The 24,945-nt window shown below is 62.2% G+C and carries 23 protein-coding genes and 1 pseudogene; 11 read left to right on the top strand and 13 right to left on the bottom strand.

Annotation, left to right across the window (positions count from 1 at the left end):
- The 4 genes and pseudogenes from IVA95_RS13625 to IVA95_RS13610 all read left to right on the top strand — a co-directional run.
- Positions 1-126 (top strand): annotated as a pseudogene (locus tag IVA95_RS13625) (chemotaxis protein CheW); the annotation flags it as partial.
- Positions 127-154: 28 nt separating this feature from the next.
- On the top strand, positions 155-544 hold the full coding sequence (locus IVA95_RS13620; RefSeq protein ID WP_247510950.1) for a response regulator: 390 nt from the start codon (positions 155-157) through the stop codon (positions 542-544).
- Between the two features lie 29 nt (positions 545-573).
- On the top strand, positions 574-1,446 hold the full coding sequence (locus IVA95_RS13615) for a protein-glutamate O-methyltransferase CheR (protein ID WP_247510949.1): 873 nt from the start codon (positions 574-576) through the stop codon (positions 1,444-1,446).
- Positions 1,447-1,449: 3 nt separating this feature from the next.
- A complete protein-coding gene (locus tag IVA95_RS13610) occupies positions 1,450-1,773 on the top strand; it encodes a PilZ domain-containing protein (protein ID WP_247510948.1) in 324 nt (107 codons plus the stop codon).
- On the opposite strand, the gene IVA95_RS13605 is transcribed toward IVA95_RS13610, so the two are convergent.
- From IVA95_RS13605 to IVA95_RS13595, 3 genes are read right to left on the bottom strand one after another with little or no spacing between them, the layout of a single operon-like run.
- The gene (locus IVA95_RS13605; protein ID WP_247510947.1) at positions 1,747-1,938 is read right to left on the bottom strand and encodes a hypothetical protein; all 192 of its coding nucleotides are present in this window, start codon (positions 1,936-1,938) and stop codon (positions 1,747-1,749) included. The genes IVA95_RS13610 and IVA95_RS13605 overlap by 27 nt on opposite strands.
- 18 nt (positions 1,939-1,956) lie before the next feature.
- The gene (locus IVA95_RS13600; protein WP_247510946.1) at positions 1,957-2,154 is read right to left on the bottom strand and encodes a hypothetical protein; all 198 of its coding nucleotides are present in this window, start codon (positions 2,152-2,154) and stop codon (positions 1,957-1,959) included.
- A 33-nt stretch (positions 2,155-2,187) separates the two neighbouring features.
- On the bottom strand, positions 2,188-2,526 hold the full coding sequence (locus IVA95_RS13595; RefSeq protein WP_247510945.1) for a hypothetical protein: 339 nt from the start codon (positions 2,524-2,526) through the stop codon (positions 2,188-2,190).
- A gap of 141 nt (positions 2,527-2,667) precedes the next feature.
- Between IVA95_RS13595 and IVA95_RS13590 the strand changes: the two genes are divergently transcribed.
- The gene (locus IVA95_RS13590; protein WP_247510944.1) at positions 2,668-3,309 is read left to right on the top strand and encodes a response regulator; all 642 of its coding nucleotides are present in this window, start codon (positions 2,668-2,670) and stop codon (positions 3,307-3,309) included.
- A 93-nt stretch (positions 3,310-3,402) separates the two neighbouring features.
- Here the strand turns inward: IVA95_RS13590 and IVA95_RS13585 are convergent, their stop codons facing one another.
- The 3 genes from IVA95_RS13585 to IVA95_RS13575 form a co-directional block, all read right to left on the bottom strand.
- The gene (locus tag IVA95_RS13585) at positions 3,403-6,906 is read right to left on the bottom strand and encodes a PAS domain S-box protein (RefSeq protein ID WP_247510943.1); all 3,504 of its coding nucleotides are present in this window, start codon (positions 6,904-6,906) and stop codon (positions 3,403-3,405) included.
- Between the two features lie 54 nt (positions 6,907-6,960).
- The gene (locus tag IVA95_RS13580; protein ID WP_247510942.1) at positions 6,961-7,398 is read right to left on the bottom strand and encodes a response regulator; all 438 of its coding nucleotides are present in this window, start codon (positions 7,396-7,398) and stop codon (positions 6,961-6,963) included.
- A 227-nt stretch (positions 7,399-7,625) separates the two neighbouring features.
- On the bottom strand, positions 7,626-8,345 hold the full coding sequence (locus IVA95_RS13575) for a GntR family transcriptional regulator (RefSeq protein WP_247510941.1): 720 nt from the start codon (positions 8,343-8,345) through the stop codon (positions 7,626-7,628).
- A gap of 148 nt (positions 8,346-8,493) precedes the next feature.
- Between IVA95_RS13575 and IVA95_RS13570 the strand changes: the two genes are divergently transcribed.
- The 6 genes from IVA95_RS13570 to IVA95_RS13545 all read left to right on the top strand — a co-directional run bounded on the left by IVA95_RS13570 (position 8,494) and on the right by IVA95_RS13545 (position 14,920).
- Positions 8,494-9,462: an ABC transporter substrate-binding protein gene (locus IVA95_RS13570; protein WP_247510952.1), complete on the top strand. Its 969-nt coding sequence runs from the start codon at positions 8,494-8,496 to the stop codon at positions 9,460-9,462.
- 5 nt (positions 9,463-9,467) lie between these two features.
- Complete coding sequence (locus tag IVA95_RS13565; RefSeq protein WP_247510951.1) at positions 9,468-10,232, top strand: ABC transporter ATP-binding protein; 765 nt, start codon at positions 9,468-9,470, stop codon at positions 10,230-10,232.
- Between the two features lie 10 nt (positions 10,233-10,242).
- Positions 10,243-11,106: an ABC transporter permease gene (locus tag IVA95_RS13560; RefSeq protein ID WP_247510940.1), complete on the top strand. Its 864-nt coding sequence runs from the start codon at positions 10,243-10,245 to the stop codon at positions 11,104-11,106.
- Positions 11,103-12,839: an L-arabinonate dehydratase gene (gene araD / locus IVA95_RS13555; RefSeq protein WP_247510939.1), complete on the top strand. Its 1,737-nt coding sequence runs from the start codon at positions 11,103-11,105 to the stop codon at positions 12,837-12,839. The genes IVA95_RS13560 and araD overlap by 4 nt, the downstream gene beginning before the upstream one ends.
- A gap of 136 nt (positions 12,840-12,975) precedes the next feature.
- On the top strand, positions 12,976-14,067 hold the full coding sequence (locus tag IVA95_RS13550; RefSeq protein ID WP_247510938.1) for an SMP-30/gluconolactonase/LRE family protein: 1,092 nt from the start codon (positions 12,976-12,978) through the stop codon (positions 14,065-14,067).
- Between the two features lie 133 nt (positions 14,068-14,200).
- Positions 14,201-14,920 (top strand): ribonuclease activity regulator RraA, encoded by a 720-nt coding sequence (locus IVA95_RS13545; protein ID WP_247510937.1) that lies wholly within the window; start codon positions 14,201-14,203, stop codon positions 14,918-14,920.
- 101 nt (positions 14,921-15,021) lie between these two features.
- On the opposite strand, the gene IVA95_RS13540 is transcribed toward IVA95_RS13545, so the two are convergent.
- From IVA95_RS13540 to IVA95_RS13510, 7 genes are all read right to left on the bottom strand, one after another.
- Positions 15,022-17,139, bottom strand: coding sequence for a S9 family peptidase (locus IVA95_RS13540; protein ID WP_247510936.1), 2,118 nt, complete (start codon positions 17,137-17,139; stop codon positions 15,022-15,024).
- A 165-nt stretch (positions 17,140-17,304) separates the two neighbouring features.
- Positions 17,305-19,017, bottom strand: coding sequence for an iron ABC transporter permease (locus IVA95_RS13535; protein WP_247510935.1), 1,713 nt, complete (start codon positions 19,015-19,017; stop codon positions 17,305-17,307).
- A 169-nt stretch (positions 19,018-19,186) separates the two neighbouring features.
- The gene (locus tag IVA95_RS13530) at positions 19,187-20,254 is read right to left on the bottom strand and encodes a substrate-binding domain-containing protein (RefSeq protein WP_247510934.1); all 1,068 of its coding nucleotides are present in this window, start codon (positions 20,252-20,254) and stop codon (positions 19,187-19,189) included.
- 25 nt (positions 20,255-20,279) lie between these two features.
- Entirely contained in the window at positions 20,280-21,350 is a 1,071-nt protein-coding gene (locus IVA95_RS13525) for an ABC transporter ATP-binding protein (RefSeq protein WP_247510933.1), read from the bottom strand.
- Between the two features lie 293 nt (positions 21,351-21,643).
- Positions 21,644-22,828 carry an aminotransferase class V-fold PLP-dependent enzyme gene (locus IVA95_RS13520; protein ID WP_247510932.1) on the bottom strand — a complete coding sequence of 395 codons (1,185 nt, stop codon included), beginning with the start codon at positions 22,826-22,828 and terminating at the stop codon, positions 21,644-21,646.
- Positions 22,829-22,990: 162 nt separating this feature from the next.
- A complete protein-coding gene (locus IVA95_RS13515) occupies positions 22,991-23,761 on the bottom strand; it encodes an LssY C-terminal domain-containing protein (RefSeq protein ID WP_247510931.1) in 771 nt (256 codons plus the stop codon).
- A 252-nt stretch (positions 23,762-24,013) separates the two neighbouring features.
- Positions 24,014-24,730, bottom strand: coding sequence for a thermonuclease family protein (locus IVA95_RS13510; protein ID WP_247510930.1), 717 nt, complete (start codon positions 24,728-24,730; stop codon positions 24,014-24,016).
- Between the last annotated feature and the right edge of the window lie 215 nt (positions 24,731-24,945).

The raw sequence follows: 24,945 nt of genomic DNA, 5'->3' as shown, positions 1-24,945 counted from the left end.
GTCAACCTGGATTCCCGCTTCGCCAAGCTCGCCGGCGGCGTGCACCGCCTCGACGGCCAGCTCATGGTCGTCCTCGACGTCGATCGCGTTCTCGAAATCATCCCGAAAACAACCCTTGCAGCGTAGCGCTGCCCATCAAGCAAGGAGGCCAAAAATGAAAACCTGTCTTGTCGTCGATGACTCCAGCGTCGTGCGAAAGATCGCGCGCCGTATCCTGGAAGAATTGGATTTCCAGATTACCGAAGCCGAGGACGGCGAGCAGGCGCTCGAAGCCTGCAAGGACGCCATGCCCACGGCAGTTCTGCTCGACTGGAACATGCCCGTGATGGACGGCTACGAATTCCTCGGCCATTTGCGCAGACTGCCCGGCGGCGACGCGCCCAAGGTGGTTTTCTGCACCACCGAGAACGGCATGGATCATATCTCGCGCGCGCTGCATGCGGGTGCCAACGAATACATCATGAAGCCGTTCGACAAGGAGATCGTCGCGGCAAAATTCCAGGAAGTCGGCCTGGTCGCGCTCCCGGAACAGAGCCCGATCTAAATCTTATCGCTTGCCCTTGAGAGGCTCCCGTGACCCCGCCAGACTATGAGTATTTGCGTAAGCTCCTGAAGGATCATTCCGGTCTCGACCTGTCCGCAGACAAGCAATACCTGATCGAAAGTCGGCTGCTTCCGCTGTCGCGCAAATGCGGTGTCTCCGGGATCGGCGAACTCGTGCAGAAAATGAAGGGCGGATCGTCATCGATCATCGCCCAGGTGGTCGAAGCCATGACCACCAACGAGACCTTCTTCTTCCGCGACAAGGTGCCGTTCGAACACTTCCGCGATACGATCATGCCGGAGCTTTTGAAGGCGCGCGCCGGCCGCAGGAGCATCAGGATATGGTGTGCCGCTGGCTCGACCGGTCAGGAGCCGTATTCGCTTGCCATGTCGCTGAAGGAAATGGGCGCGGCGCTTGCCGGCTGGCGGATCGAGATCATCGCGACTGACCTGTCGCAGGAGGTGCTCGAAAAATCGAAGTCGGGCGTCTACAGCCAGTTCGAGGTGCAGCGCGGCCTTCCGATTCAGCTGCTCGTCAAATATTTCAAGCAGAACGGCGAACTATGGCAGATCAGCCCGGAGCTGCGCGGCATGGTGCAGCATCGCCAGCTTAATCTGCTGCACGATTTCTCCCAGCTCGGCACATTCGACGTCATCTTCTGCCGCAACGTCCTGATCTATTTCGATCAGGATACCAAGATCAATATCTTTGGCCGCCTCGTCAAGGCAATGGAAGGCGATGGCTTCCTGGTGCTGGGGGCAGCGGAAACGGTCGTCGGCCTGACGGATGTCTTCAAGCCGTTCCCGGACAAGCGCGGCCTCTATCGGCCGAGCGGTGCGCGGGCGGTATCTCCGCAGGGCGGGCCGCTGATGCCAAAAATCGCGGCGATGGCAGGACGGTAAGCGATGGCGGAGGACGGCAAGGGCGCAGATCGGGTCACGTTCAGCAGGGGCTATGACGTCTGCATCATGGCGATCGACGGGACCTGGCGCAGGGACTGCCAGCTCAACGCGATCTCGGATACCGACGCCTTGTTGACCGTGGAAGGTTCCATTCAGGGCCTCAATCTCAAGGAGTTCTTTCTGCTCTTGTCCTCGACCGGCCTCGCCTATCGCCGGTGCGAGCTCGTTCGCGTCAACGGCACGGAAATGGACATCCGCTTCCTGAGAGGCAAGCACGGCAAGAAAAAGTCAGGCGCGTCGTCAAAGGCTGAAGAGGCAATGCACTGAGGCCGATCGCGCGGCCAGGTCGGGACTGCGCGTGGTCATCGCCTTCAGCAATTTCGACCCGTATTGTCCGAGGTCGCGATAGGCGGTGCCCGCCGCCTTGCGGGCCTCGAGCATTTCGTCGAGCGTGCATCCGACGCGCAAGCGGTCGGGCGCCGGTCTGTACATTTTGACGTAGCGATCGTTCTATAGCAGCAGGCGATTGTCCGGCCCGAACATGCAAAGGCCGTGGCTCATATTGTTCAGCGTCGCGTCCAGCTTCTCCATCGTGGTGGCAACGTCCGGGTCCGGCGCAGGCGTGGTATGCCGGACGCCAGGCAGCGACCGCAGCAGGTGGTTAACGGCGCGAGAAAGTCCCGGAGAAAATTTGCGGCGAGGGAACATCGTATGCTCCAGCAAGACGGCGCCGTGTCGGCCTTACGCCTCTACGAGCGAAAGCGCCGGCAGGCTGGCGGCGTATGGATCATCATTGCCGGAATCCAGCAGGGAGCGCAGGGCAATGCCAATATTGAAGTCGCAGGCCTGCACCGCGGCCGCGGCCTTTGTGTAGTTGGAATATACATCGTCAAGCATGATGACGTTGGTGGAACTCTCGGGCGCGCCGGGCGAAACTTCCTTGGCAATCATTTGTTCAATCAGCCGCAGGCTGTTCTCGACGTGCTCGACCAAGCTGACGAGGTCCGAAACCACGGCGTGGTAGGCGTCATTCGGGTCGTAGGGCGCCTGCGCAACGCCGACGCCTGCTGCATTTTGCATAAGCGCACTCCTTAGTTACTTTTTAGGTGTGCGTTGCTACTTGTACGTTAAGCTGCGGTCCCGTACAAATACGGTCCGGTATGGTGTTGAATACCGTTATCCGAGTGTGCGTCACATTCAACCACGCATGGACGATGGAACATGGCTGAAAAAGCCCCCTCCCGCGGGGAGATTTTTGTAGTCGATGACGACCCTGCCGTTCGCGACACGCTTTCGATGGTGCTGTCGGCAGCCGGCTATCAGGTTATCTGTTTCGCCGACGGCGCCGCGCTGCTGGCGATTGCACGAACACGGACGCCAGCCTGCATCCTGCTCGACGTGCATATCCCCGGTAAATCCGGCCTCGATATTCTGAAAGAGCTTCATGGTGAGGACTACCCTGCACCGATCTTCATGATCTCGGGGCAGGGTGATATCGCCATGGCGGTCAGCGCCATCAAGAGCGGCGCACTGGACTTCATCGAAAAGCCGTTTCGCGGCAGCGAACTCGTGGCAAGACTCGACGAGGCGATCGAGGCCTATGCTCGCCGGCAGGCGCAGAATGCGCCGTCGCGCATCGCGGCCCTGCATTTTCCGGGACGCGAGCCGCTCACGCGGCGCGAACGCGAGGTGCTGGAGCAGTTCACCGCCGGCGCTTCCAACAAGGAAGCGGGGCGGCATCTCGGGATCAGCCCGCGCACGATTGAGGACCACCGCGCGAATATCATGAAGAAACTTGGCGCGCGGAATGCCGCCGACCTGGTTCGCATTGTGATGACCACCCAGCGACAGGGCCAAATCTGATCCAAGAGATCTGATCCAAAGCTGATCAAGACTGATCGCAGGCAGGCCGGATCCGGCGCGGCGTTGCGCTCGATCCAGGCGCCGCCGTTGCGATCAATCGGCGAGCGCTTTGCGGATCATGATCGCCATATCCGATTTCCGGTAGGGCTTGGCGAGCAGCAATACGCCTTCGTCGAGTCGCCCGTGATGAATAATGGCATTCTCGGTATAGCCCGAGGTGAACAGAACCTTTAATCCGGGCCTGGCCTTCGCTATCTCGTCGGCGAGTTGGCGGCCGTTCATGCCGGGCATGATCACGTCGGTAAATAGCAGGTCGAACGGATGGCCGGTGTGCACCAGCGCGAGAGCCTCGGTCGCGTTCGCCGCATCCAGCGTGACGTATCCGAGCGAATGCAGTTGCGCCAGCACATAGTCGCGCACCAGCTTGTCGTCCTCCACCACCAGAATCGTTTCATGGCCGCCCTCGACCGCCGGCGCCAGTGTAGCCTCGATCGCCGGCAATGCCCCCGTGGCCGGCGGCAGATACATCTTGATCGTCGTGCCATGGCCTTCTTCGCTGTAAATCATGATGTGGCCGGCCGATTGCTTGATGAAGCCGTACACCATGCTCAGCCCAAGGCCGGTACCTTTGCCAGGTCCCTTCGAGGTGAAGAACGGATTGAATACCTTGTCGAGCATCGCAGCCGGAATGCCGGTTCCGGTGTCGCTCACCGCAATCATGGCGTAGCGACCGGGCCGGACGTCGCTGTGTATCCTCGCATATTTGTCGTCGAGCATGACAGAGCCGGTTTCGATGATGAGCTTGCCGCCATCGGGCATCGCGTCGCGGGCGTTAAGGGCAAGATTGAGGATCGCGGTGGCGAGTTGATTGGGATCGACGATCGCGGGGCATGTTTCGTCTTCGAACACGGATTCGATCTCGACATGCTCGCCGAGCGTCCGCTGCAGCAGTTTCGCCGTGTCGATGATCAGTGTGTTGACGTCGGTTACCTTCGGCTCCAGCGGCTGCTTGCGTGCGAAGGCGAGCAGGTGCTGGGTAAGGTCGGCGCCGCGTGAGGCCGCCTCGTCGATCATTCGCGTGATGGCGGCAAGCTGCGGTTCGCCCTTGACGGCGTCAGTCAGAATTTCGATCGTTCCCGTGATCACCGTCAGGATATTGTTGAAGTCGTGCGCGATGCCGCCGGTGAGCTGTCCCATCGCCTCCATCTTCTCGGCCTGCCGGATCCTGTCCTCGGCCGCGATCCTGTCGGTGAGATCGCGCATGAAGCCGTTGAACACGAATCCGTTGCGCCGCCGAAGCTCGGTAATGCTGAGCTCGACCTTGATTTCCTTTCCGTCGCGCCGCATCGCCTCGATTTCGAAGCGGCGGCCGAGGACGGCGGCCTCGCCGGTGCGCAGAAACCGCTCCAGGCCGACCTTGTGCGCATCGCGCTGGGCGTCGGGAATGATCAGCTCGCTCAGCCTGGTGCCGACCGCTTCCGTGCGCGACCAGCCGAATATCTTCTCCGCCTGCGAGTTCCAGTCGGTGACGATGCCCTGATCGTCCATCTGCACGAAGGCATCGAGCGCGGTGTCGATAATGCCGCGCGCGAGCTGTTCGCTTTCGCGCAATGTCTCCTGTGCCAGGCGGCTCTCGGTCATGTCGCGGCCGACGAAGAAGAAGCGCTTGGCCGGCTCGGACCATGTCCCGAGCCACGACAACCACACCTCTCGTCCGTCCTTGTGAATGCAGCGGGTATCGGAAATCTTCGGGCGCTGCCCGCGCCGTGCTGCACGCATTTCCTGACGCGAGGTCTCAAGGTGGTCGCGATGGATGAAGTCCTCCCCGCTGCGGCCGATCATTTCTTCCGGCCGATAACCCAATATGGCCTCGCAACTCGGGCTGATCTGAACCAGGATTCCCCGGGAATCCATCACCATGATCAGATCCTGCGAGGTCTCGAAGATACGTCGAAGCTCTTCGGTCTGTTGCCGCAGCACCTGCCTCGTCTTGTTGGTTTCGGTGATGTCGCGTGCCACCTTCGAGATGCCGATGGTCGTGCCTGAGGGAGCCTTGATCGGGGAGACGCTGAGCGAGACTTCGATCCGGCTGCCATCTTTTTTCAGGCGGACGGTTTCATGTTGTTCGATGCGTTCGCCCGAGCCGATCCGGCGCAACGTGTCATGCACCTCGGGCAGCCGGTCCATTGGAACGAGAAGGGTAATATTCTTGCCCACAGTTTCCGTAGCCGTGTACCCGAACAGCCGCTCGGCGGCCGAATTCCAGCCGGTGATCGTGCCATCGAGCGACGTCGTGATGATGGAGTCATTGGAGGATTCGACTGCTGCGCTGAATAGCCGTTCCCGTTCGGCGTGATGATCGCGCGCAGCTACGGTGCGGCGATGCTCCTGAACCTCCTGTTCGAGCGCTGCGGTTTTTGCATTGACCTCCTCGATCGCGTGCGCAAACGCGCGCGCGAGCACGCCGGTCTCGCCGCGCGCATCGACCGGGATGGCCGCCTTGCCTTTGGCCACGCCCTGAACGGCTTCGGTGAGGCGGACAATCGGCCGGGCCAGCGACCTCGCGATCAGCAGCGCCAGCACTGCTGCGCATAACACCGCGATCGCCCCGACCAGAAGCGAGGTATTTCGGATGCTGGCAGCGGGGGCCATGATCACAGCGTTCGGGGTGGTCTCGATGACCCCAACCCATTCTGAACCGGCCAGGACGGCGGGAGCAAACGCGATCCCGTTGGACCGCCCAGTCTGGTCCGCAACGATATCGGCGCTGCCTTGCTTTGCCCCGGCCTGCGGCGCCAGATGCGGGAAGTCAGCTTTCCAATCGTTGGGTTTGCCGAGCAACAAGCCGAATTCGCGCGACCGGTCGGGGTGAATGAGATAGTCGCCCTGCCGGTTGACGACGTAGATCGTCTCGCCCGGCCACGCCGATGCTCTGATACGGTCGAACGCGCGGCGCATGTCGACATTGACCATGAAAAGGCCGAACGGCTTGCCGTCGTCCGAGAAGATCGGCGTCGCGATGCGAAGCGTCGGCCTGTGCACCTCTTCGATGAGTCCGTTGCGGCGACCCAAATCGAGCGGTGAGACGTAGATTTGTCCAGGAGGGAGCCGCATCGTTTCCTGGAAATAGCTGCGATTATTTCTCTTCAGCAATCCCTCTTCAGGCACGATCCGAACCGTGTCGTTCGGTCCCGCGCGATCGACGCGGACAAGCTCACGGCCATCGTCATCAAGTCCTATGATCCGAATCATCGCATAGGCTGGCTTGGCTTCGAGTTCGGCCGCGAAACGCGAAGCTAGCCGGTCGCGCCAGACCTTTTCGGAGACACCATCGGCCGGATCTGTACCCCCCGCTCTACGGGCGCGGACCAATCCATGCAGCGCCGCTGCGGAACGAAAGCCCGTGACATCTCCGGTCGCGCTCGCCGCGTAATATTCAAGGTCGGTCGCGATCTGCCGCGAATGGGTCTCGATGCGGTCGCGGGCGCGCAGGAGCAGCGCTTGTTCCAGGTTGTGATAGCTCAGCCATCCGACCGCGGTAACCGCGATCGCGACCAACGCAATCATCGCGATGGCTAGCCTGGTTGTGAGCGTCATGTCGGTGTTCGGTCGCCCCGCTCCGCTCCGGCAATCCACCGGACGAATCGGATGCTATGGTGCATTACGGGGAGGACGCAACACCGCGGGGCGTGTCGGCGAGCCACGTTCGGCGGCTTCCAGGCAGCCCGTGACGGCAGCCAGAAGGTCGGCCGGCCGGAACGGCTTCTGCAGACTGGAAATCGCTCCGAGCTTGGTCGCCATGGTCAGGAAGTCGGGAGCCGAGTCCGCTTCGGACGAGATCGGCCGGCCGGAGATGACAATGATCGGCATCTGCGGCCGCTGTTGGCGAACCATCCGCATGGTTTCAAATCCGTCCATTCCAGGCATAAAAATGTCGAGGAACAGCAGATCGAAATCTCCGCTCTTGCACAATGCCAGGCCCTTCCGCCCGTCATCGGCGGTGACCACGCTATGCCCGGCGCGCTCCAGCAGCAGGCGGACCGCCATCTGGACCGCCACATCGTCATCCACGACGAGTATTTTTGCCAAGGTAAAAGGTTCTCCGGGCCCCGCTGGAATCAAATCAACGGCAGGTTGCGAGTTTTGCCGAATCCGCGTGTTGCCGCAACTGCTCCCGCGGCAGGAACGTTCCGGTTGGGCAGTCAAAAGCCGCTACAAAATGCCGGCATGGGCATGTTGCCGGGCAGATAAAGACGGAACCCCGGGGCATGCGAGTATGATTCGGTTCTTGCGCGCATGCGTGTAGTTAGCCGAGATCAGTTGCTGAGATATTCCGGATAGCGGGAGCGGATTTGGTCAAGTTCGCTCAGTGTGCCCGACAAATGGGTACGCAGGTGCTTCTGCGCCGCTTCGGGTTCGCCGGCCTCGATCGCTTTTGCAATCAGCTTGTGATGCCGCAGGATATCTTGCGCCTTGCCAGGGGAGGGCAGATGCAGCCGGCGCAGCCGGTCGATATGTCCGCTGCGGCTGCGCACCAATGACCAGATGTCCTGCTTGTCGGTGGCGGCGTAGAGCTTGGCATGGAACTCGTTGTCGGCGGCCATGAATTTTTCGAAGTCGCCAGCTTTCGCGAATTGCTGTTGGCGAACGATAATCGAATGGAGCTCTGCGGCGAAGGCTTCGTCATGGCGTATCGCCACTATGCGGACGATCTCGAGCTCGACCGCCTGCCGCAGAAAATGCGCCTGCTGCGCCAGCCGCACGTCGACCCGGCTGACCACCGTGGCGTATTGCGGAAAGACGTCGACCAGCCCTTCCTCCTCGAGCCGCATCAGCGCATCACGGATCGGCGTCGAACTCACCCCGAATTGTCCGGCCAGTGCGGCGCGTGACAGCGGCGATCCCGGCGGCAGCTCCAGCGAAATGATCATGCCGCGCAGGCGCTCGAACACCTGCGGTGCGGCCTGACGATCGCGATCGAGCCGATCGGCGGAACGCGGGACGGCCCGGCGAGAAAGAATCTGGGATGCAGCCATCGAACGAACCGGCCTCAGAAAGGCGCTTGCTTCAAATGCACTAATACATTAGTGCATTTCCGTCGGAGCGTCAATGAAACGCCGGAGGAGATGCACAGTGAGAAATAGAATGTGGAGCGCCTGCGCGGGCGCCGTCGCGGCACTTGCCATGGTGCTGCCGGGCTCTCAGGCCGCGGCCCAGCAGAAAACGGAGATTTCGTTGTCGCGGCAGCCGGGCATTTTCTACATGCCTTCGCACATCATGGAAAAACGCAAGCTGATCGAGAAGCACGCAGCTTCCCTCGGCGCGGCAGGCGTCACCACCAAATGGATCAACTTGAGCGGCGGCGGCGCACAGACCGACGCGCTGTTGGCCGGCAGCGTCGATATCCTCAACACCGGGACCGGCAATCTCTTATTGCTGTGGGACCGCACCCGCGGCGGCGTCAAGGGCATCGTCGCCACATCGGCGCAGCCGATGACGCTGATCAGTCGCGATCCGAATATCAAGTCGATCAAGGATTTCGGTCCGAACGACAAGATCGCCGTGCCGACCGTAAAGGTCTCGACGCAGGCGATCGTGCTGCAGATCGCGGCAAGCGAGATCTTCGGCGCCGACCAGTGGTCGAAGCTCGACGCCAGCACGGTGCAACTCGGGCATCCCGACGCCTATGTGGCGATGACCAATGCGCAGCACGAGGTCCGCAATCATTTTGCGATCCCGCCGTTCACCTTCCTCGAACTCAAGAACGTCCCCGGCGCGCATGTGGTGCTGTCGTCGCCGGACGTAATGGGCGGGCCGCTCAGCCAGGCGCAGTTCTTCACCACCACCAAATTCGCCGACGCCAATCCGAAGATCGTGCAGGCCGTGCGCGACGCCACCAAGGAAGCGCAGGATCTGATCCGCAGCGACACCAAGGCCGCGGTCGATATCTACAAGGAAGTCACGGGTGACAAGACCAGCGTCGAGGATTTGCTGGCGTGGCTGAAGGAGCCCGGCATGATGGAATGGAACCTGCAGCCGCAGGGTACCATGAAGTTCGCCGCCCACCTGTTCAAGGTCGGCACGCTGAAGACCATGCCCAAGGCATGGACAGATTATTACCTGCCGGTCGCGCACGACCTGAAGGGTAATTGATCGACATGGCCGCGCTTCTCGACGTCAGTGACGTAACGCTGCGCTACAAGACCTCGAGCGCGGTCGTGACCGCGACCGAGCGGGTCAGTTTCACGGTCGATCGTTCCGATCGTTTCGTGCTGCTCGGCCCCTCCGGTTGCGGCAAGTCGACCCTGTTGAAAGCCGTCGGCGGCTATATGAAACCGAGCGAAGGCAAGATGCGGATCTCCGGCCGGGAAATATCCGAGCCCGGAGCCGACCGCATGATGATCTTCCAGGAGTTCGACCAGCTTCTGCCGTGGAAAACGGTGCTGGAAAACGTGATGTTTCCGCTGTTGATGACGCGAAAATTACCGCGCAAGGAAGCGGAGACGCGGGCGCGAGCCTATATCGAAAAAGTCAGCCTTACCCGCGTCGTCGATGCCTATCCGCACACGCTATCCGGTGGCATGAAGCAGCGCGTCGCGATCGCGCGCGGCATGGCGATGGAGCCGGACATCCTGCTGATGGACGAGCCGTTCGCAGCCCTCGATGCGTTGACGCGGCGCACCTGCCAGGACGAATTGCTGCAGCTTTGGGCAGAAACCAAATTCACCGTCCTGTTCGTGACGCATTCGATCGCGGAAGCGATCAAGATCGGCAACCGAATCCTGCTGCTGTCGCCGCATCCCGGCCGGGTCAAGGCCGAGGTCGTTGATGTCGACCGGCTTTCCAGCGAGGACGGCAGTGCTGCCCGGCTGGAGAAACAGATCCACGATCTGCTGTTCGCCGATCATGCAACGGCACATTGAGGGGAGCGCGATGGGCGAGGCAAAAATCCTGCTGCGCGACGCCGCCGAACTGACGGCGGCGATACCGGCCGAGGTCGAGCGCAAGCTCACGGTGCTGGAGCTGTTGTGGAACGACGGTTTTGTCCGCAAGGCCGTGATCATCATCTTCCTCGCGGGCGCCTGGGAAATCTACGGCACCGTCCTCAATAATCCGCTGTTGTTTCCGACCTTCCATGACACCATCGTCACGATGTTCGACAAGGTGCGCGACGGCACCATTCCCATGCGTGCCTGGGCGTCGCTGAAGGTGCTGTTCATGGGCTATGCCGCCGGCATTGCGCTCGCCGCCATCTTCACGATCCTCGCGATCTCGACCCGGATCGGCACGGATTTCCTCGAAACCATCACGGCGATGTTCAATCCGCTGCCGGCGATTGCGCTGCTGCCGCTGGCGCTCATCTGGTTTGGCCTTGGTAACGGCAGCCTCGTGTTCGTGCTGATCCATTCGGTGCTGTGGCCGGTCGCGCTCAATACCCACTCGGGCTTCAAGAGCGTGTCGAACACGTTGCGCATGGTCGGCCGCAATTACGGCCTACGCGGATTGCCCTACGTGTTCCGCATCCTGATTCCCGCAGCCTTCGCCTCGATCCTGACGGGCCTGAAGATCGGTTGGGCGTTTGCCTGGCGTACGCTGATCGCGGCCGAACTCGTGTTCGGCGTGTCGTCGGGGCAGGGCGGCCTCGGCTGGTTCATTTTCGAGAACCGTAACCTTCTGGATATCCCGGCCGTGTTCGCCGGCCTGTTGACCGTGATCGTCATTGGCCTGATCGTGGAGAACCTGATCTTTCGCACGATCGAGCGCAACACCGTCCAGAAATGGGGTACGCAGTCATGAGCAACAAGAAGAACCCCGCGGATCTCCGGAGCGCGCGCTGGTTCGCGCCTGATGATCTCCGCGCCTTCGGCCACCGCTCGCGCGCCATGCAGATGGGCTACGCGCCGGAAGAATGGAAGGGTCGGCCGGTGATTGCGATCCTCAACACCTGGTCGGATGCGCAGCCCTGCCACATGCACTTCAAGAGCCGTGTCGACGACGTTAAGCGCGGCATCCTGATGGCGGGCGGTTTCCCCATGGAGCTGCCGGCGCTGTCGCTGTCGGAATCGTTTCTGAAGCCGACCACCATGCTCTACCGCAACATGCTGGCGATGGATGCCGAGGAATTGCTGCGCGGCCATCCCGTCGATGGTGTCGTGCTGATGGGCGGCTGCGACAAGACCACGCCGGGGCTTTTGCTCGGCGCTACCAGCATGAACCTGCCGACCATCTATCTGCCGGCCGGGCCGATGCTGCGCGGCAACTGGAAGGGCAAGACTCTGGGCTCCGGCTCGGACGCCTGGAAATACTGGGACGAACGGCGTGCCGGCAAAATTTCCGACAAGGACTGGGTCGACGTCGAGGCCGGCATCGCCCGCAGCTACGGCACCTGCATGACGATGGGTACGGCGTCCACCATGACGGCGATTGCTGAATCGATCGGCATGACGCTGCCGGGCGCGTCCTCGATTCCCGCCGCCGACGCCGGCCACATCCGTATGGCCTCGGAATGCGGCCGCCGCATCGTGGAAATGGTGTGGAAGGACCTGACGCCGGAGAAGATCCAGACCCGAAAAGCCTTCGAGAACGCGATTACGGTCGCAATGGCGATGGGCTGCTCGACCAACGCGATCATCCATCTGATCGCGCAGGCGCGCCGTGCGGGCCAGGATATCGGGCTCGACGATTTCGAGAAGGCCAGCCGCAAGGTGCCCGTGATCGCCAATGTGCGCCCGAGCGGCGACAAATATCTGATGGAAGATTTCTTCTATGCCGGTGGCTTGCCGGGCCTGATGAGCCGCATCAAGCAGCATCTGCATCTCGACGCCATGACAGTCACCGGCCAGACGCTCGGCGAGAATATCGCGCGGGCCGAAGTCTACAATGACGACGTTATCCGCACCGTCAAGAATCCGATCTACAAGGAGGGCGCGCTTGCGGTGCTCAAGGGCAATCTCGCGCCTGATGGCTGCGTGATCAAGCCGAGCGCCTGTGAGCCGCGCTTCCTCAAGCACACCGGGCCCGCTTTGGTATTCGACGATTATCCTTCGATGAAGAAAGCGATCGACGATCCCGATCTCGACGTCACGGCCGATCACGTGCTGATCCTGCGCAATGCCGGCCCGCAGGGCGGGCCGGGCATGCCGGAATGGGGCATGCTGCCGATCCCGACGAAACTCGTGAAGCAGGGCGTCCGCGACATGGTGCGACTGTCGGATGCGCGCATGAGCGGCACCAGCTACGGCGCCTGTATCCTGCACGTCTCGCCGGAATCCTATATCGGTGGCCCGCTGGCGTTGGTGCGCAACGGCGACAAGGTCACGCTCGACGTTAACGCGCGCACCATCAATCTCGATGTACCGGAGGCGGAGCTCGCAAAGCGCCGCGCCGAATGGAAGGCGCCGGAGCCGCGTTACGAGCGCGGCTATGGCTGGATGTTTACCCGCCACATCAAACAGGCCAATGAAGGCTGCGATTTTGATTTTCTGGAGACCGGATTTGGGGCACCGGTCAGCGAGCCGCCGATCTATTAGCTCTCCGTCATTGCGAGCGAAGCGAAGCAATCCATCTCACGGCACAAAGAAAGAATGGATTGCTTCGTCGCTTCGCTCCTCGCAATGACTGTCTATGAACCGACAGCAAACAAAAGCATCACAGGGGAGACGACCAATGACCATCACTCGACGCAACGTGCTCGCAGGAGCCGGCGCCGCCGCTGCTTCGACACTGCTCTCCCGCACCGCCGGCGCGCAATCCTTCCCGTTCGCGCCGAACCAGCGCTATCCCGATCCGGCCGTGCAGATCCTCGATCCGAGTTTTGCAAAATACCGGATCTATTCCTCGACTGTCGAACAGGTCTCGACCGGGATGCGCTGGGCCGAAGGGCCGGCCTACTTCCCCGAAGGCGGCTATCTGCTGTTCTCCGACATTCCCAACAACCGCATCATGAAGTTCGACGAGAAGACCAACCAGACCTCGGTCTTCCGCGCCAATGCCAATTACGCCAACGGCAACGCGCGCGATCGTCAGGGCCGCCTCGTCACCTGCGAGCATTCGGTCACCCGCCGCGTCACGCGCACGGAAAAGGACGGCAAGATCACCGTGCTGGCCGACAAGTTCGAGGGTAAGCGGCTGAACGCGCCGAACGACATCGTGGTGAAATCCGACGACACCATCTGGTTCACCGATCCCTTGTTCGGCATCAATGGCGAGTGGGAAGGCAAGAAGGAAAAGTCCGAGCAGGCGACCACCAACGTCTATCGCCTGACCAAGGACGGCAAGCTGACCGCCGTTATCACCGACATCTTCAATCCCAACGGGTTGGCGTTCTCGCCGGACGAGAAGAAGCTTTACGTCGTGGAATGGAAGGGCACGCCGAATCGCAGCATCTGGAGTTTTGACGTCAACGATGATGGCACGGTGGGCAACAAGACCAAGCTGATCGACGCCGCGGACCAGGGCGCGCTCGACGGTTTCCGTGTCGACCGCGACGGCAATCTGTGGTGCGGCTGGGGCTCGAACGGCGCGCTGCAGTCGGAGCCAACGGAGGTCGGCGGCCGCAGGGTCTATCAGCTCAAGGGCAAGCCGGAAGATCTCGACGGCGTGATGGTGTTCAGCCCCGCCGGCAAGCCGCTCGCCCACATCCGCCTGCCCGAGCGCTGCGCCAATCTCACCTTCGGCGGCCCGAAGAACAACCGCCTCTACATGACGAGCTGCCACTCGGTGTATGCGCTGTATGTGGAAGCGCACGGGGCGGTTTGATGGATGCTGTCGTTCCGGGGCGCGCGAAGCGCGAACTATGGTGCGCAATTGCGCACCTGAGAACCGCGAGATTCCGGATTCGCTCGCTGACGCGAGCGCTCCGGAATGACGAAAAGAGGAAAGTGAGAACGCAATGACAAAACTGAGCGACGCCACTCGCAACAAACTCAAAACCGTCTCCACGGCGACCGTCGCCACCGCGCTGTTCAAGCGCGGCTTTCGCATCCAGATGATCCAGGATGTGCGCCCCTTAGGCCCCGATCAACCGGTATTGGTCGGCGAGGCCTTTACGCTGCGCTACATGCCGGCGCGCGAGGACCTCAATAAGATCGATGTGTTCCGCGATCGCAGCCATCCGCAGCGCAAGGCGATCGAGGATTGCCCTGTTGGCGCGGTGCTGGTGATGGATAGCCGCAAAGACGCGCGCGCCGCGTCCGCCGGCGCCATTCTGGTGACGCGGCTGATGCAGCGCGGCTGCGCCGGTGTCATCACCGACGGCGGCTTTCGCGATTCCGCCGAGATCGCCAAGCTCGGCTTCCCCGCCTACCATCACCGCCCGAGCGCGCCGACCAATCTGACGCTGCATCAGGCGATCGAGATCAACGTGCCGATCGGTTGCGGCGATGCGCCGGTATTTCCCGGCGACGTCATCCTCGGTGATGCCGACGGCGTGATCGTGATCCCCGCGCATCTGGCCGACGAGATCGCGGACGAGGCGGTCGAGATGACCGCGTTCGAGGATTTCGTCACCGAGCAGGTCCAGAACGGCCGCGGCATCTTCGGGCTCTATCCCGCGACCGATCCGCAAACGCTGACCGATTTCGCCGAGTGGCGGAAGAAGAACGGACGGTGACTTCGTGCCCTGTAGCTCGGATGGGCGCAGCGCAATCCGGGTCAGTCTGGCCGCTTGCGAGATCCCGGATTTCGCTGCGCTCCATCCGAGCTACGATACCGCTATACCTCGCCCTTCTCCACCAGCCCCACCGCCCACAGCGCAAACGCATAGGCGATCGCGACTTCATCGAGCCGGTTGAAGCGGCCCGACGCACCGCCGTGGCCGGCACCCATGTTGGTGCGCAGCAGCACCGGCCCGCCACCGGTCATGGTCGCGCGCAACCGCGCGATCCATTTCGCCGGCTCCCAATAGGTAACGCGTGGGTCGGTCAGGCCGCCCATCGCGAGCACAGCCGGATATTCCTTCGCCGCGATATTGTCGTAGGGCGAGTACGACAAAATGGTCTGAAAATCCTTTTCGCTTTCGATCGGGTTGCCCCATTCCGGCCATTCCGGCGGCGTCAGCGGCAGCGTGTCGTCGAGCATGGTGTTGAGTACGTCGACGAACGGCACTTCGGCGACGATGCCGGCGAACAGTTCGCCGGCGCGGTTGGCAACTGCGCCCATCAGCATGCCGCCGGCGCTGCCGCCATGGCCGACGATACGCTTGGCGCTGGTGTATTTTGCTTCGATCAGCGCGCGGCCCGCGGCGGCGAAATCGTCGAATGAATTCGTCTTCTTCTCGCGCTTGCCGTCGAGATACCAGCCCCAGCCTTTGTCCGCGCCGCCGCGGATATGCGCGATCGCATAGACAAAACCGCGGTCGACCAGCGACAGCCGGTTGGTTGAGAACGAGGCTGGCATTGCCATGCCGTAGGAGCCGTAGCCGTAGAGCAACAGCGGTGCGCTGCCGTCACGCACCAGATCTTTGCGGTGCAGGATCGAGACCGGCACTAGCGCGCCGTCATGCGACGCGGCCATGATCCGCGTCGTGACATAGTCGGCCGGGTCGTGCCCGGACGGAATTTCCTGCCGCTTGCGCAGCACCCGCGCCCTCGTCGCCATGTCGTAGTCATAGACTTCCGACGGCGTCGTCATCGACGAATAGGAAAAGCGCAGATTGGTGGTCTCGAATTCGTAGCTGCCCATGGTGTCGAGCGAATACGCCGCCTCGTCAAAGGCGATGGCATGTTCCTCGCCGTTACCGAGATCGCGGATAATGATCGCCGGCAGCGCATTGGCGCGCTCCAGCCGCACCATGTGGCCGGCATAGAGTTCGACATCGAGCACATAGATGCCGGCGCGGTGCGGGATCAAATCGCGCCAGTTGGCGCGCTCGGGCGAAGCGAGCGGCGCGGTCACGACCTTGAAGTCGATCGCGTCATCCGCATTGGTGAGGATGAACAATTCATCGCCGCGGTCGGCGATTGAATACTGCACGCCTTCTTCGCGTGCCGCCACCAGCCGCGGCGGCGCTTCGGGATTGGCGAGATCGATCAGCCGCTGTTCCGACGTCTCATGATCGCCGCCGGCGATCACGCAGAACCGCCCGGAAGAGCTCTCGTGCAGATGGGTGAACCAGCCGGAGTCTTGCTCCTCATAAACCAGCGTGTCGTCAGCCTGCTTGGTGCCAAGCTTATGCCACCACACCTGCATCGGCCGGTGATTGTCGTCGAGTTTTACATAGAAGAAACTTTGACAATCCTTGCTCCAGACGATGCCGCCGTCGGTCTCCTCGACGAGGTCGTCGCGGTCGGTACCCGTCTCCCAGTCGCGCACGCGGATCGAAAAATATTCCGAGCCCTTGGTGTCGGCACTCCATGCGTGCAATTTATGATCCGGCGAATGCCGCGCGCCGCCGAACTTGAAATACTCGTGGTTCCTGGCGAGGGCGTCGCCATCGAGCACGATTTTGACATCGCCGCCGTCGCGCGGCGTGCGGCCGAACATTTCATGCTGCCCGCCCTCGCGGAACTTTCGCAAATAGGCGAACGGGCCGTCCGGCGACGGCACACTGGAATCGTCCTCCTTGATCCGTCCGCGCATTTCCGCGACCAGCTTCTTCTGCAAGGGCGCGGTGTGGCCAAGCAGGCTTTCGGTGTGGTCGTTTTCGGCTTCCAGATAGTTGCGGATATCCGGATCCAGGATCGAGTGGTCGCGCAGCACTTCCTGCCATTTCGGGTCCTTCAGCCAGGCATAGTCGTCGGTCACCGTGATGCCATGCCTGGTGAAGGAGTGCGGCCGGCGCGGCGCGGTCGGTGGCGAGAGGGCAGGTTTCTTGGCGGCGGCTTGGGTCACACGGTCCTCGTATAGCTCCAGGATAGAGCCTCTATATCGTGGTGAATGTGGTGGATTACCAGATGCGGGAGCGTCATTGCGAGCGAAGCGAAGCAATCCATCTGCCCGCAAAACAAATATGGATTGCTTCGTCGCTGCGCTCCTCGCAATGACGGGCAGATAAATCTAACCATTCCGCAACCTCGCCGCGGCGCCGCCGCCGAACATCGGGATCCGGTTGACCGCGAGCACTACCGTAAACGTGATCACCAGCATCGCAATGCCGAGCACCGAGATCGCAGCGAGGTCGCCGCTTTCGTTGAGGTCGTAAATCAAAACCGACAGCACCTTGGTCTGCGAGGTGAACAGCACGATCGCGGCGGATAACTCCCGCATCACGCCGATGAAGATGAAGCACCAGGTCGCGATTACGCCGGTGCGCAACAAGGGCGCGGTGATCTGGCGCAGTGATTGCAACCGCGTCGCGCCGAGAATGCGGCTGGCGTCCTCCAATTCGGGATGAATGGTCGCAAACGCCGCCTGCAATTGCTGATAGGCCGATGGCAAATTGATGGTGAGGAATGCCAGCAGCAGAATCCACAGCGTGCCGTAGAGCACGAACGGCGGTCGCGTATAGCTCAAGAAAAGTCCGACGCCGAGCACGATGCCGGGCACGGCAACCGGGGCGGTCGCGAGAAAGCCGAGCATGCGATGGCTTGCGATCACGCGGCGCGTCGTGACATAGGCGACCATGAGCGCGAGGATCGTGCCGATCGTCGCCGTCGATGCGCCCAGGATCACCGTGTTCTTCAGGGCAAGCTGGGTCGACGACAATTCGGTGAACACGAACACGACGTTATGCAGCGTCGCCGTCGACGGCGTCACCAGCGTGGTTGCGTTCGGCGAGAACGCCGCGTTGAGCAGCGCGAAATAGGGCAGGAACACCGGGTTAAGCAGCACGAGGAGGCAGAATGCCAGCGCGGCCCAGCGCCATAGCCCCATTTCGATCGGCCGCGGCGGGCCGTATTTGCCGCCGAGCACGGAGTAGCCGCGGCGGCCGAGCAAAAATTTCTGGCCCTGCAGCAGCAGGATCGTCAGCACCAGCAGCGGCACGGCGGCGGCTGCCGCGAGTTCGAGCTTTGGCGGATACTGGAACAGGCTCCAGATCTTCGTCGTCATGGTGTGGAAGCCGGCCGGCAGTGCCAGGATTGCTGGCGACCCGAACAGCGTCATCGCCTGCAGGAATGCGATCAGCGCGCCGGCGACCAGCGCTGGCAGCGCCAGGGGAATTGTGACGCGCCGCGCCGTGGTCCAGGCCTTGCCGCCGAGAATGGCGGAAGCGTCCTCCAGTTCGCCCGGCATGTTGTCGAGCGCATTGGCGACCAGCACGAACACAAATGGAAACGTGTAGCAGGAGATCACAAAGATCAGCCCGGTCAGCGAATAGATGTCGAACAAGGGATCTTCGGCGCCGGTGAGATGACGATAGAGCTGGTTCAGCATGCCGCTGTTGGGCGCCGCCAGCAGTTCCCAGGCAACAGCACCGAGAAACGGCGGCGTTACGAAGGAAGCCGTCACCAGCGCGCGGATGAACTGACGCCCCGGCATGTCCGTGCGCGACACCAGCCAGCCGATCGGCGCGGCGACCAGGCAGCAGATCACCGCAGATGTCGTGGCAATGATTGCGGTCGTCAGCAATGGATCGAGGAAAGCGGGGTCGGTGAACAGCGTGACGAAATTCTGCAGCGTCGGATGCCGCGCCTTGTCCGTGAATGCGAAAACCATGAGCCACGACAGCGGCAGCACGATCAGCACGATCATGAAAGCGGCAAACAGCCAGAGGATGGGGCGGGTGAGGTCGAGGCGGGTTTTTGGGTTGTTGTTGGTGGTGGTGGTCATGCGATTCACGAGCCAAATGTTTCCCTCATCCTGAGGAGCGGCGGAGCCGCGTCTCGAAGGATGAATGGCACGATATTGGCCTCATGGTTCGAGACGGCGCGGAGCCTGTCATCGGGCCGCGCTTCGCGCGGACCCGTTGGCGCCTCCTCACCATGAGGGGAGAGAAAGTTCAAACCCTGAACAGCCGTGCATAGCGCGTCTTGATTTCTTCCGTCATCTTCTCCACCCCCTCGGCATCCTCCTTCATCAGCTTGATGTCGGAAATCTTCCGCCGTCCCGGCTTCGACTGCACCTGCGCGTGAACCGAATATTGCGCGCTGAAGTCGACAAAGAACTGCTGCGTCTCGCGCGTATGCAGCCAGGCCTGAAACAGCTTCGCGGCATTGGGATGCTGCGCGGTCTTGAAGATGCCGGTCGGTCCCGAAATCGTCGGCGTGCCTTCGCTCGGGTACACCGGCTCGACCGGCTGGCCGGCTTCCTTCAACAGCACGATGCCGTATTCATTGCCGTCGGCCATCACGGCGCGCTCGCCGAGCGAGAGTTTCTTCGGCGGATCCGTCGACGACTGCACCTGCATCACGCGCTGTTTTGCAAGTTTTTCCATGTATTCCCAGCCGAGTTCGCGAACGAGCTGAAACGTCGCGGTCATGATGGTGCCGCTGTAGGCCGGGTGGGCCTTGACCATCTTGCCCGCCCATTTGGCGTCGAGCAGGTCGGCAAAGCTCTTCGGGGCGTCCTCCGGTTTGACGAGATTGGTGTTGTAGGCGATCGACGACAGCCACATCCGCGAGGTCGCGAACATGCCGTCGGGGTCGCGATAGCCTTCTGGAAAATACTTTGCGACGTCCTCGGGCACGAACGGCATCAGCCAACCGTTCTTCTTCCAACTGATGAAGTGCGAGGCGTCGGAGGAGTTGACGATGTCGGCGGCGCGAATATTGCTCGCAAATTCCTGGTCGATGCGCTGAAACAGTCGCTCCGAGCCGGAGCGCTCGATCTGGATGGTTACGCCCGGAAAGGCCGCCTCGAACGCTTTGCCGAGCTTTTCGCCGACCGGTAGGTCCATCGACGAATAAAAGATCAGTCTGCCTTCCTTCTTCGCCGCCTCCACCAATGCCGGCGTGATCGCGACCGGCTCCGGCGCCTGGGCGCGGACAGGGGAGGCGAATACCGTACCGACCGCCAGCGCCGCCGAGCCTTGCAGGACGTCGCGTCTTGAAAGCTTTCGTCCTCTCATCGCGTTCTCCCGTCTCGTTTCTTGCTTATCGGCTCAGCGCGCGGCAGCGCTCAGGGGGCAGCGTCAGCCAGACCTCGCTGCCCTTTTGCACGTTGGTGTCGGTCGGCGTGGTGGCGCGCAAACTGCTGCCGTCGGCCACCTCGACCATGTAGTCTCTGTTGGCACCGAGATAGACCTGCCGCGTGACAACTGCCTTGATCGCATTCTCTGGTGAAGCCGGCGCCTGCGTCGAAAGCCCGATATCGTGCTGACGGATCGCGACAACGGCGTCCTGGCCTGCCGTGAGCGGCGCGCCGACCACCTTCAGCGTCGCGCCCGCGAAGGCAAGATGGTTGCCGTCGCGCGCGGTGCCCTTGATGACATTGCTGGCGCCGATGAAGCGGGCGACGAATTCGGACTCCGGCCGTGCGTAGATGTCTTCGGGCGTGCCGAGCTGGTCGATCTTGCCGCCGTTCATGACCGCGATCAGGTCGGCCGTGGTCATGGCCTCGGACTGGTCGTGGGTGACGTAGACCGTGGTGTAGCGATATTCGTCGTGCAGGCGGCGGATTTCGAACCGCATCTCCTCGCGCAAATTCGCATCAAGATTTGAGAGTGGCTCGTCGAGCAATAGCGTCTCCGGCTCGACGATCAGCGCGCGCGCCAGCGCCACGCGCTGCTGCTGCCCGCCGGAGAGCTCGCCGGGATAGCGCTGCGCCAGTGCCTCGAGTTTTGTGGTGGCGAGGATCGCTGCGAGCTTCTTCGCAATGGTGTCACGGTCGAGTTTGCGCAGGCGCAGGCCGTAGACAATGTTCTCCGTCACCGTCATGTGCGGCCACAGCGCGTAGCTCTGAAAAATCATCGACATGTTGCGCTGCTCGGGCGGCAGCGTGCGGGCGCGCGACGACACCAGCCGCTCGCCGACATGGATTTCGCCGTCGGAAGGTTCCAGAAAGCCCGCGATCAGCCGCAGCGTGGTGGTCTTGCCGCAGCCCGACGGCCCCAGGAGGCAGACCAGTTGTCCGTGATCGATTTTCAGGGAGACGTTATCGACCACCGCAAGCGAGCCAAATCGCTTGGTCAGGCCGCGCAAATCAACGGACGCCAATCGCTTCACTCCCACTCTTGTTCTTGCACGGATCAGCGCCCGGCTTGGTATGCCAAGTATACGTACAAAAACGGGATGGGAAAGGGAGTGGATTGGGAAACGATGTCGTCCGCCTCATACGCGATTGCGCACGGGCGCAGGATTTCACATTGTGAGAGACGTCGCGTGCCGCTTTCACGGGCTGCGGTGTGTCGGTCCCATAAGATGGGTGGAGCGAAGCGATACCCATCAGCCGCGACCAGTGGTCTGTAGTGATGGGTTTCGCTTCGCTCTACCCATCCTACAAGAGATGCGGGGGGCACTTACGCCCCCACGTTCTCCCCGAGATACTCGATTGCGGCTTCGGTTCCGCCCTTGCCGTGGGGAATGTTCAGCGCGTTGAGGCCGACCTCGACGACGCCGAGCGTGCCCAAAATCATCGGCGCATTGACATGGCCCATATGGGCGATACGAAAAGCCTGGCCGGACAAATCGCCGATGCCGGTCCCGAGCACCACGCCGCATTTCTCCTTGCAGTAGCGCTGCAGCGCGGCCGGATCGTGGCCGTTTATCGTCACCGTCGTCACCGTATTGGAGCGCTCATTGGCTTCCGCGATGTTGAAGCCGATCACCTGACCCTCGCTCCAGACCGCGACCGCGCGGCGCACCGCTTCGGCAAGCAGGCGATGGCGCTGGAATGCGTTTTCCAGTCCTTCGTCCTGTAGCATGTCGATTGCCTTGCGCAGCGCGAAGAGCAGATGCACCGGCGCGGTGCCGGCATATTTGCGGTAATGCTCGCTGCCCTCGCGCTCGGTCCAGTCCCAATAGGGCGTACGCAGGTTCGCCTTTTTATGCACCTCGCGGGCGCGGTCGTTGGCGGCGACAAAACCTAAGCCCGGCGGCGTCATCAGGCCCTTCTGCGAGCCGGACATCGCGACATCGATACCCCACGCGTCCATCTCGAACGGCATGCAGCCGAGCGAAGCCACGGTATCGACCATGAACAGCGCCGGATGCCCCGTCGATCTGATCGCCTTGCCGATCGCTTCGATGTCGTTATAGGCGCCGGACGCCGTATCGACCTGCACGGCGACGATCGCCTTGATGGTGTGGTCCTTGTCTTGCCGCAGCCGCGCCTCGACCTCGCTCGCGCGAATCGCGCGGCGCCAGTCGCCCCTGAGCACCTCGACATCGGCGCCCATCGCAGCCGCCGCCTGCCCCCAGCCGATCGCAAAGCGTCCGCTTTCCAGCACCAGCAGCTTGTCGCCACGCGACAACACATTGGAAAGCGTCGCCTCCCACGCGCCATGGCCGTTGGCGATGTAGATGTAGGATTTGCCTTTGGTGGCGAACAGCTTTGAGAGATCGGCGAGCAGGCTGTCGGTCAATTCCAGCATCTGGTCGGAATAGATGTCGAGCGCCGGGCGATGCATCGCCTGCAGCACTTCGTCGGGCATGGTGGTAGGTCCGGGGATGGCCAGAAATTCCCGGCCCGCGCGAACGGTCATTTGTTGGTTTTCCTTATGGGTAATACGCGAAGTCGAAGTGTTGGAGATCTGGGCGACACAATATTGGATCGCAGCCGTCATTGCGAGCGCAGTGGAGCAATCCAGAGCCGCAAAAAGAGTTGATTGCTCTCATTGCTCCGCGCCCAACCATGACGGCGCAGCCTATTTCCCTACCGCATTGGCGATCGCGCGCCAGATCTGGTCCTTCAATTCGGTCGCCGGCGGGCTCGGAATCGTCACCGCCGGTCCCTCGCGCTTCCGGCAAGCCTCGACCAGCCGCAGCACCCAGATTTCGCCGTCGGTGTAATAGGCGTCGCCGCCGCCGTTCCGCCCTGCGATCGTCGGCCCGATGCCGGTGACCTGGTATTTCGCTTCCACCATGCCGGCATTTTCCAGATCAGCCGCAAGCAGCGCGCGCTCGGCGTCGAGATCGGGGCTGATGTGGTGCGTGACCGCGGCCGTGTATCGGCTGACGCCGACGCCGCGATCTTGCGTCGCCGCGCCTAGCCAGACCGGGCGCTTTTCCTCGCCGCTTTCCAGCACCTTCCAATAGCGCACATGGTTGCGGCGGTCGGCGCTGCTCCCGATCGGCTTTTCATAGGCGAGATCCTCGCGGCGACCGAGATAATAAAGATTGCTCACCGGCGCCTCCTTATACGGCCTGTCGAGCAGCACGCTGCCGATGATTTCGATCGAGGATTTCAGCGTGATCCGGTCGGCCGGATACCAGCCCGCAGCATGCATGGCGCAGACCACGTCGCGCTGGTCTCCGATCAACCCGACATTCATGGGATCGCCGGGAATGCCCTGCGCGGTGCGCGTCACCATCGGCATGCTGGTCAGCCCGCGCTGATGCTCGTAGTGCGTCCAGAAGCCCGGCAGCACCAGATAGGCGAGCAGGCCGTATCCGCCGAGGACGACGAGCGTGAGCATCGCCGCCCGCCGCATTCCGCCGCGCCGGTGCCGCCGCAATCGTTTTTCAGTTGGTTGATCTGGCACGCGTTACGCTCGTGGGGGTCGGGAAGTGTTGCCGGACTTCTCCCTCTCCCCGTTCTTCACGGGGAGAGGGTTGGGGTGAGGGGCCTCTCTCCGCCTATAAGATCGCCGAAATACCTGTACCCCCTCACCCGGCTTGCTTCGCAATCCGACCTCTCCCCGCAAGCGGGGCGAGGTTGAAGAGCACCACTACCGCCGTGTCTCCCGACAACCGGCGGCTTCGGCTTCCTCGACCGAGCAGAACCAGCGCGTGCCCTTTGATATCTTCATCTCGATCTTCGCATACCAGCGGCTCGTCGGCTGGTGATAGATGCACTCGCCGGACCGATTGACATTGCCCTTGATGGTGCAGTCGGGCGAAGGCGCCACCGGTCCGGATGCCGAGGCCAAGAGGACCGCCCGGGCATTCTCCGGCGGCTGGACTGCGCCGAGAACGGTGGTCTTCTTGTTGCGGATGCGCCAGTCCCACGGCGCGATGAACGCGCCCTGCCACATCCCGGCCTTGGCCTCGCGCGCGGCCTTCTCGTCCGCCTCGTAGTCGCGCGAGAGGCGCGTCAGCGCCAGCGCCCAGCCATTCGACACCAGCCATTTCTGGATGTCCTCGCCGTCGGCCTCGCAGCGCGCCACCATGCGGCCGCGGCGATCCGCAACGGCGCGGGTGTGACAGGTCCAACTCTTGCCGCCGAAGCGCTTGATCAACTCGTCGCGCGCGGCGACGCCGCAGGTCCAGCGCTCAGCCCTCGTGTTGAGGCAGAGCTGATCGACGGCAGGCGCGGCAATGCCGCCGAGGCGAATGCGGGTATTACCGATCTGGAGCTGATCGCCCTCGCGGATTTTTGGAATGCCGGTGATCTCGGCCGCGTGTGAGATGGCGGGCAGTGACGACAGCAGGAACGCGGAAAGCAACGTCGTAGTTTCATCGGCAATCCCGGTGGCGAAATGATGCGGATTGTGCGGACAATGGCGGCATCTTGCCAGAGCGGGGGTGTCGTACAGCTTTCAATTTCCCGTCATTACGGAATCGTAGATGGGGTAACGGGCCGGCCGATCGAGCCGCACGCTCGCTACGGCGCGATTTGAGAGCGCGCTCGCGTGCGGCTTTGCTGGGAGGCGGTCGTCCC

The sequence above is a fragment of the Bradyrhizobium sp. 157 genome, from assembly GCF_023073815.1.
GTDB lineage: Bacteria > Pseudomonadota > Alphaproteobacteria > Rhizobiales > Xanthobacteraceae > Bradyrhizobium.
This window is presented reverse-complemented; position numbering and strand designations above follow the sequence as displayed.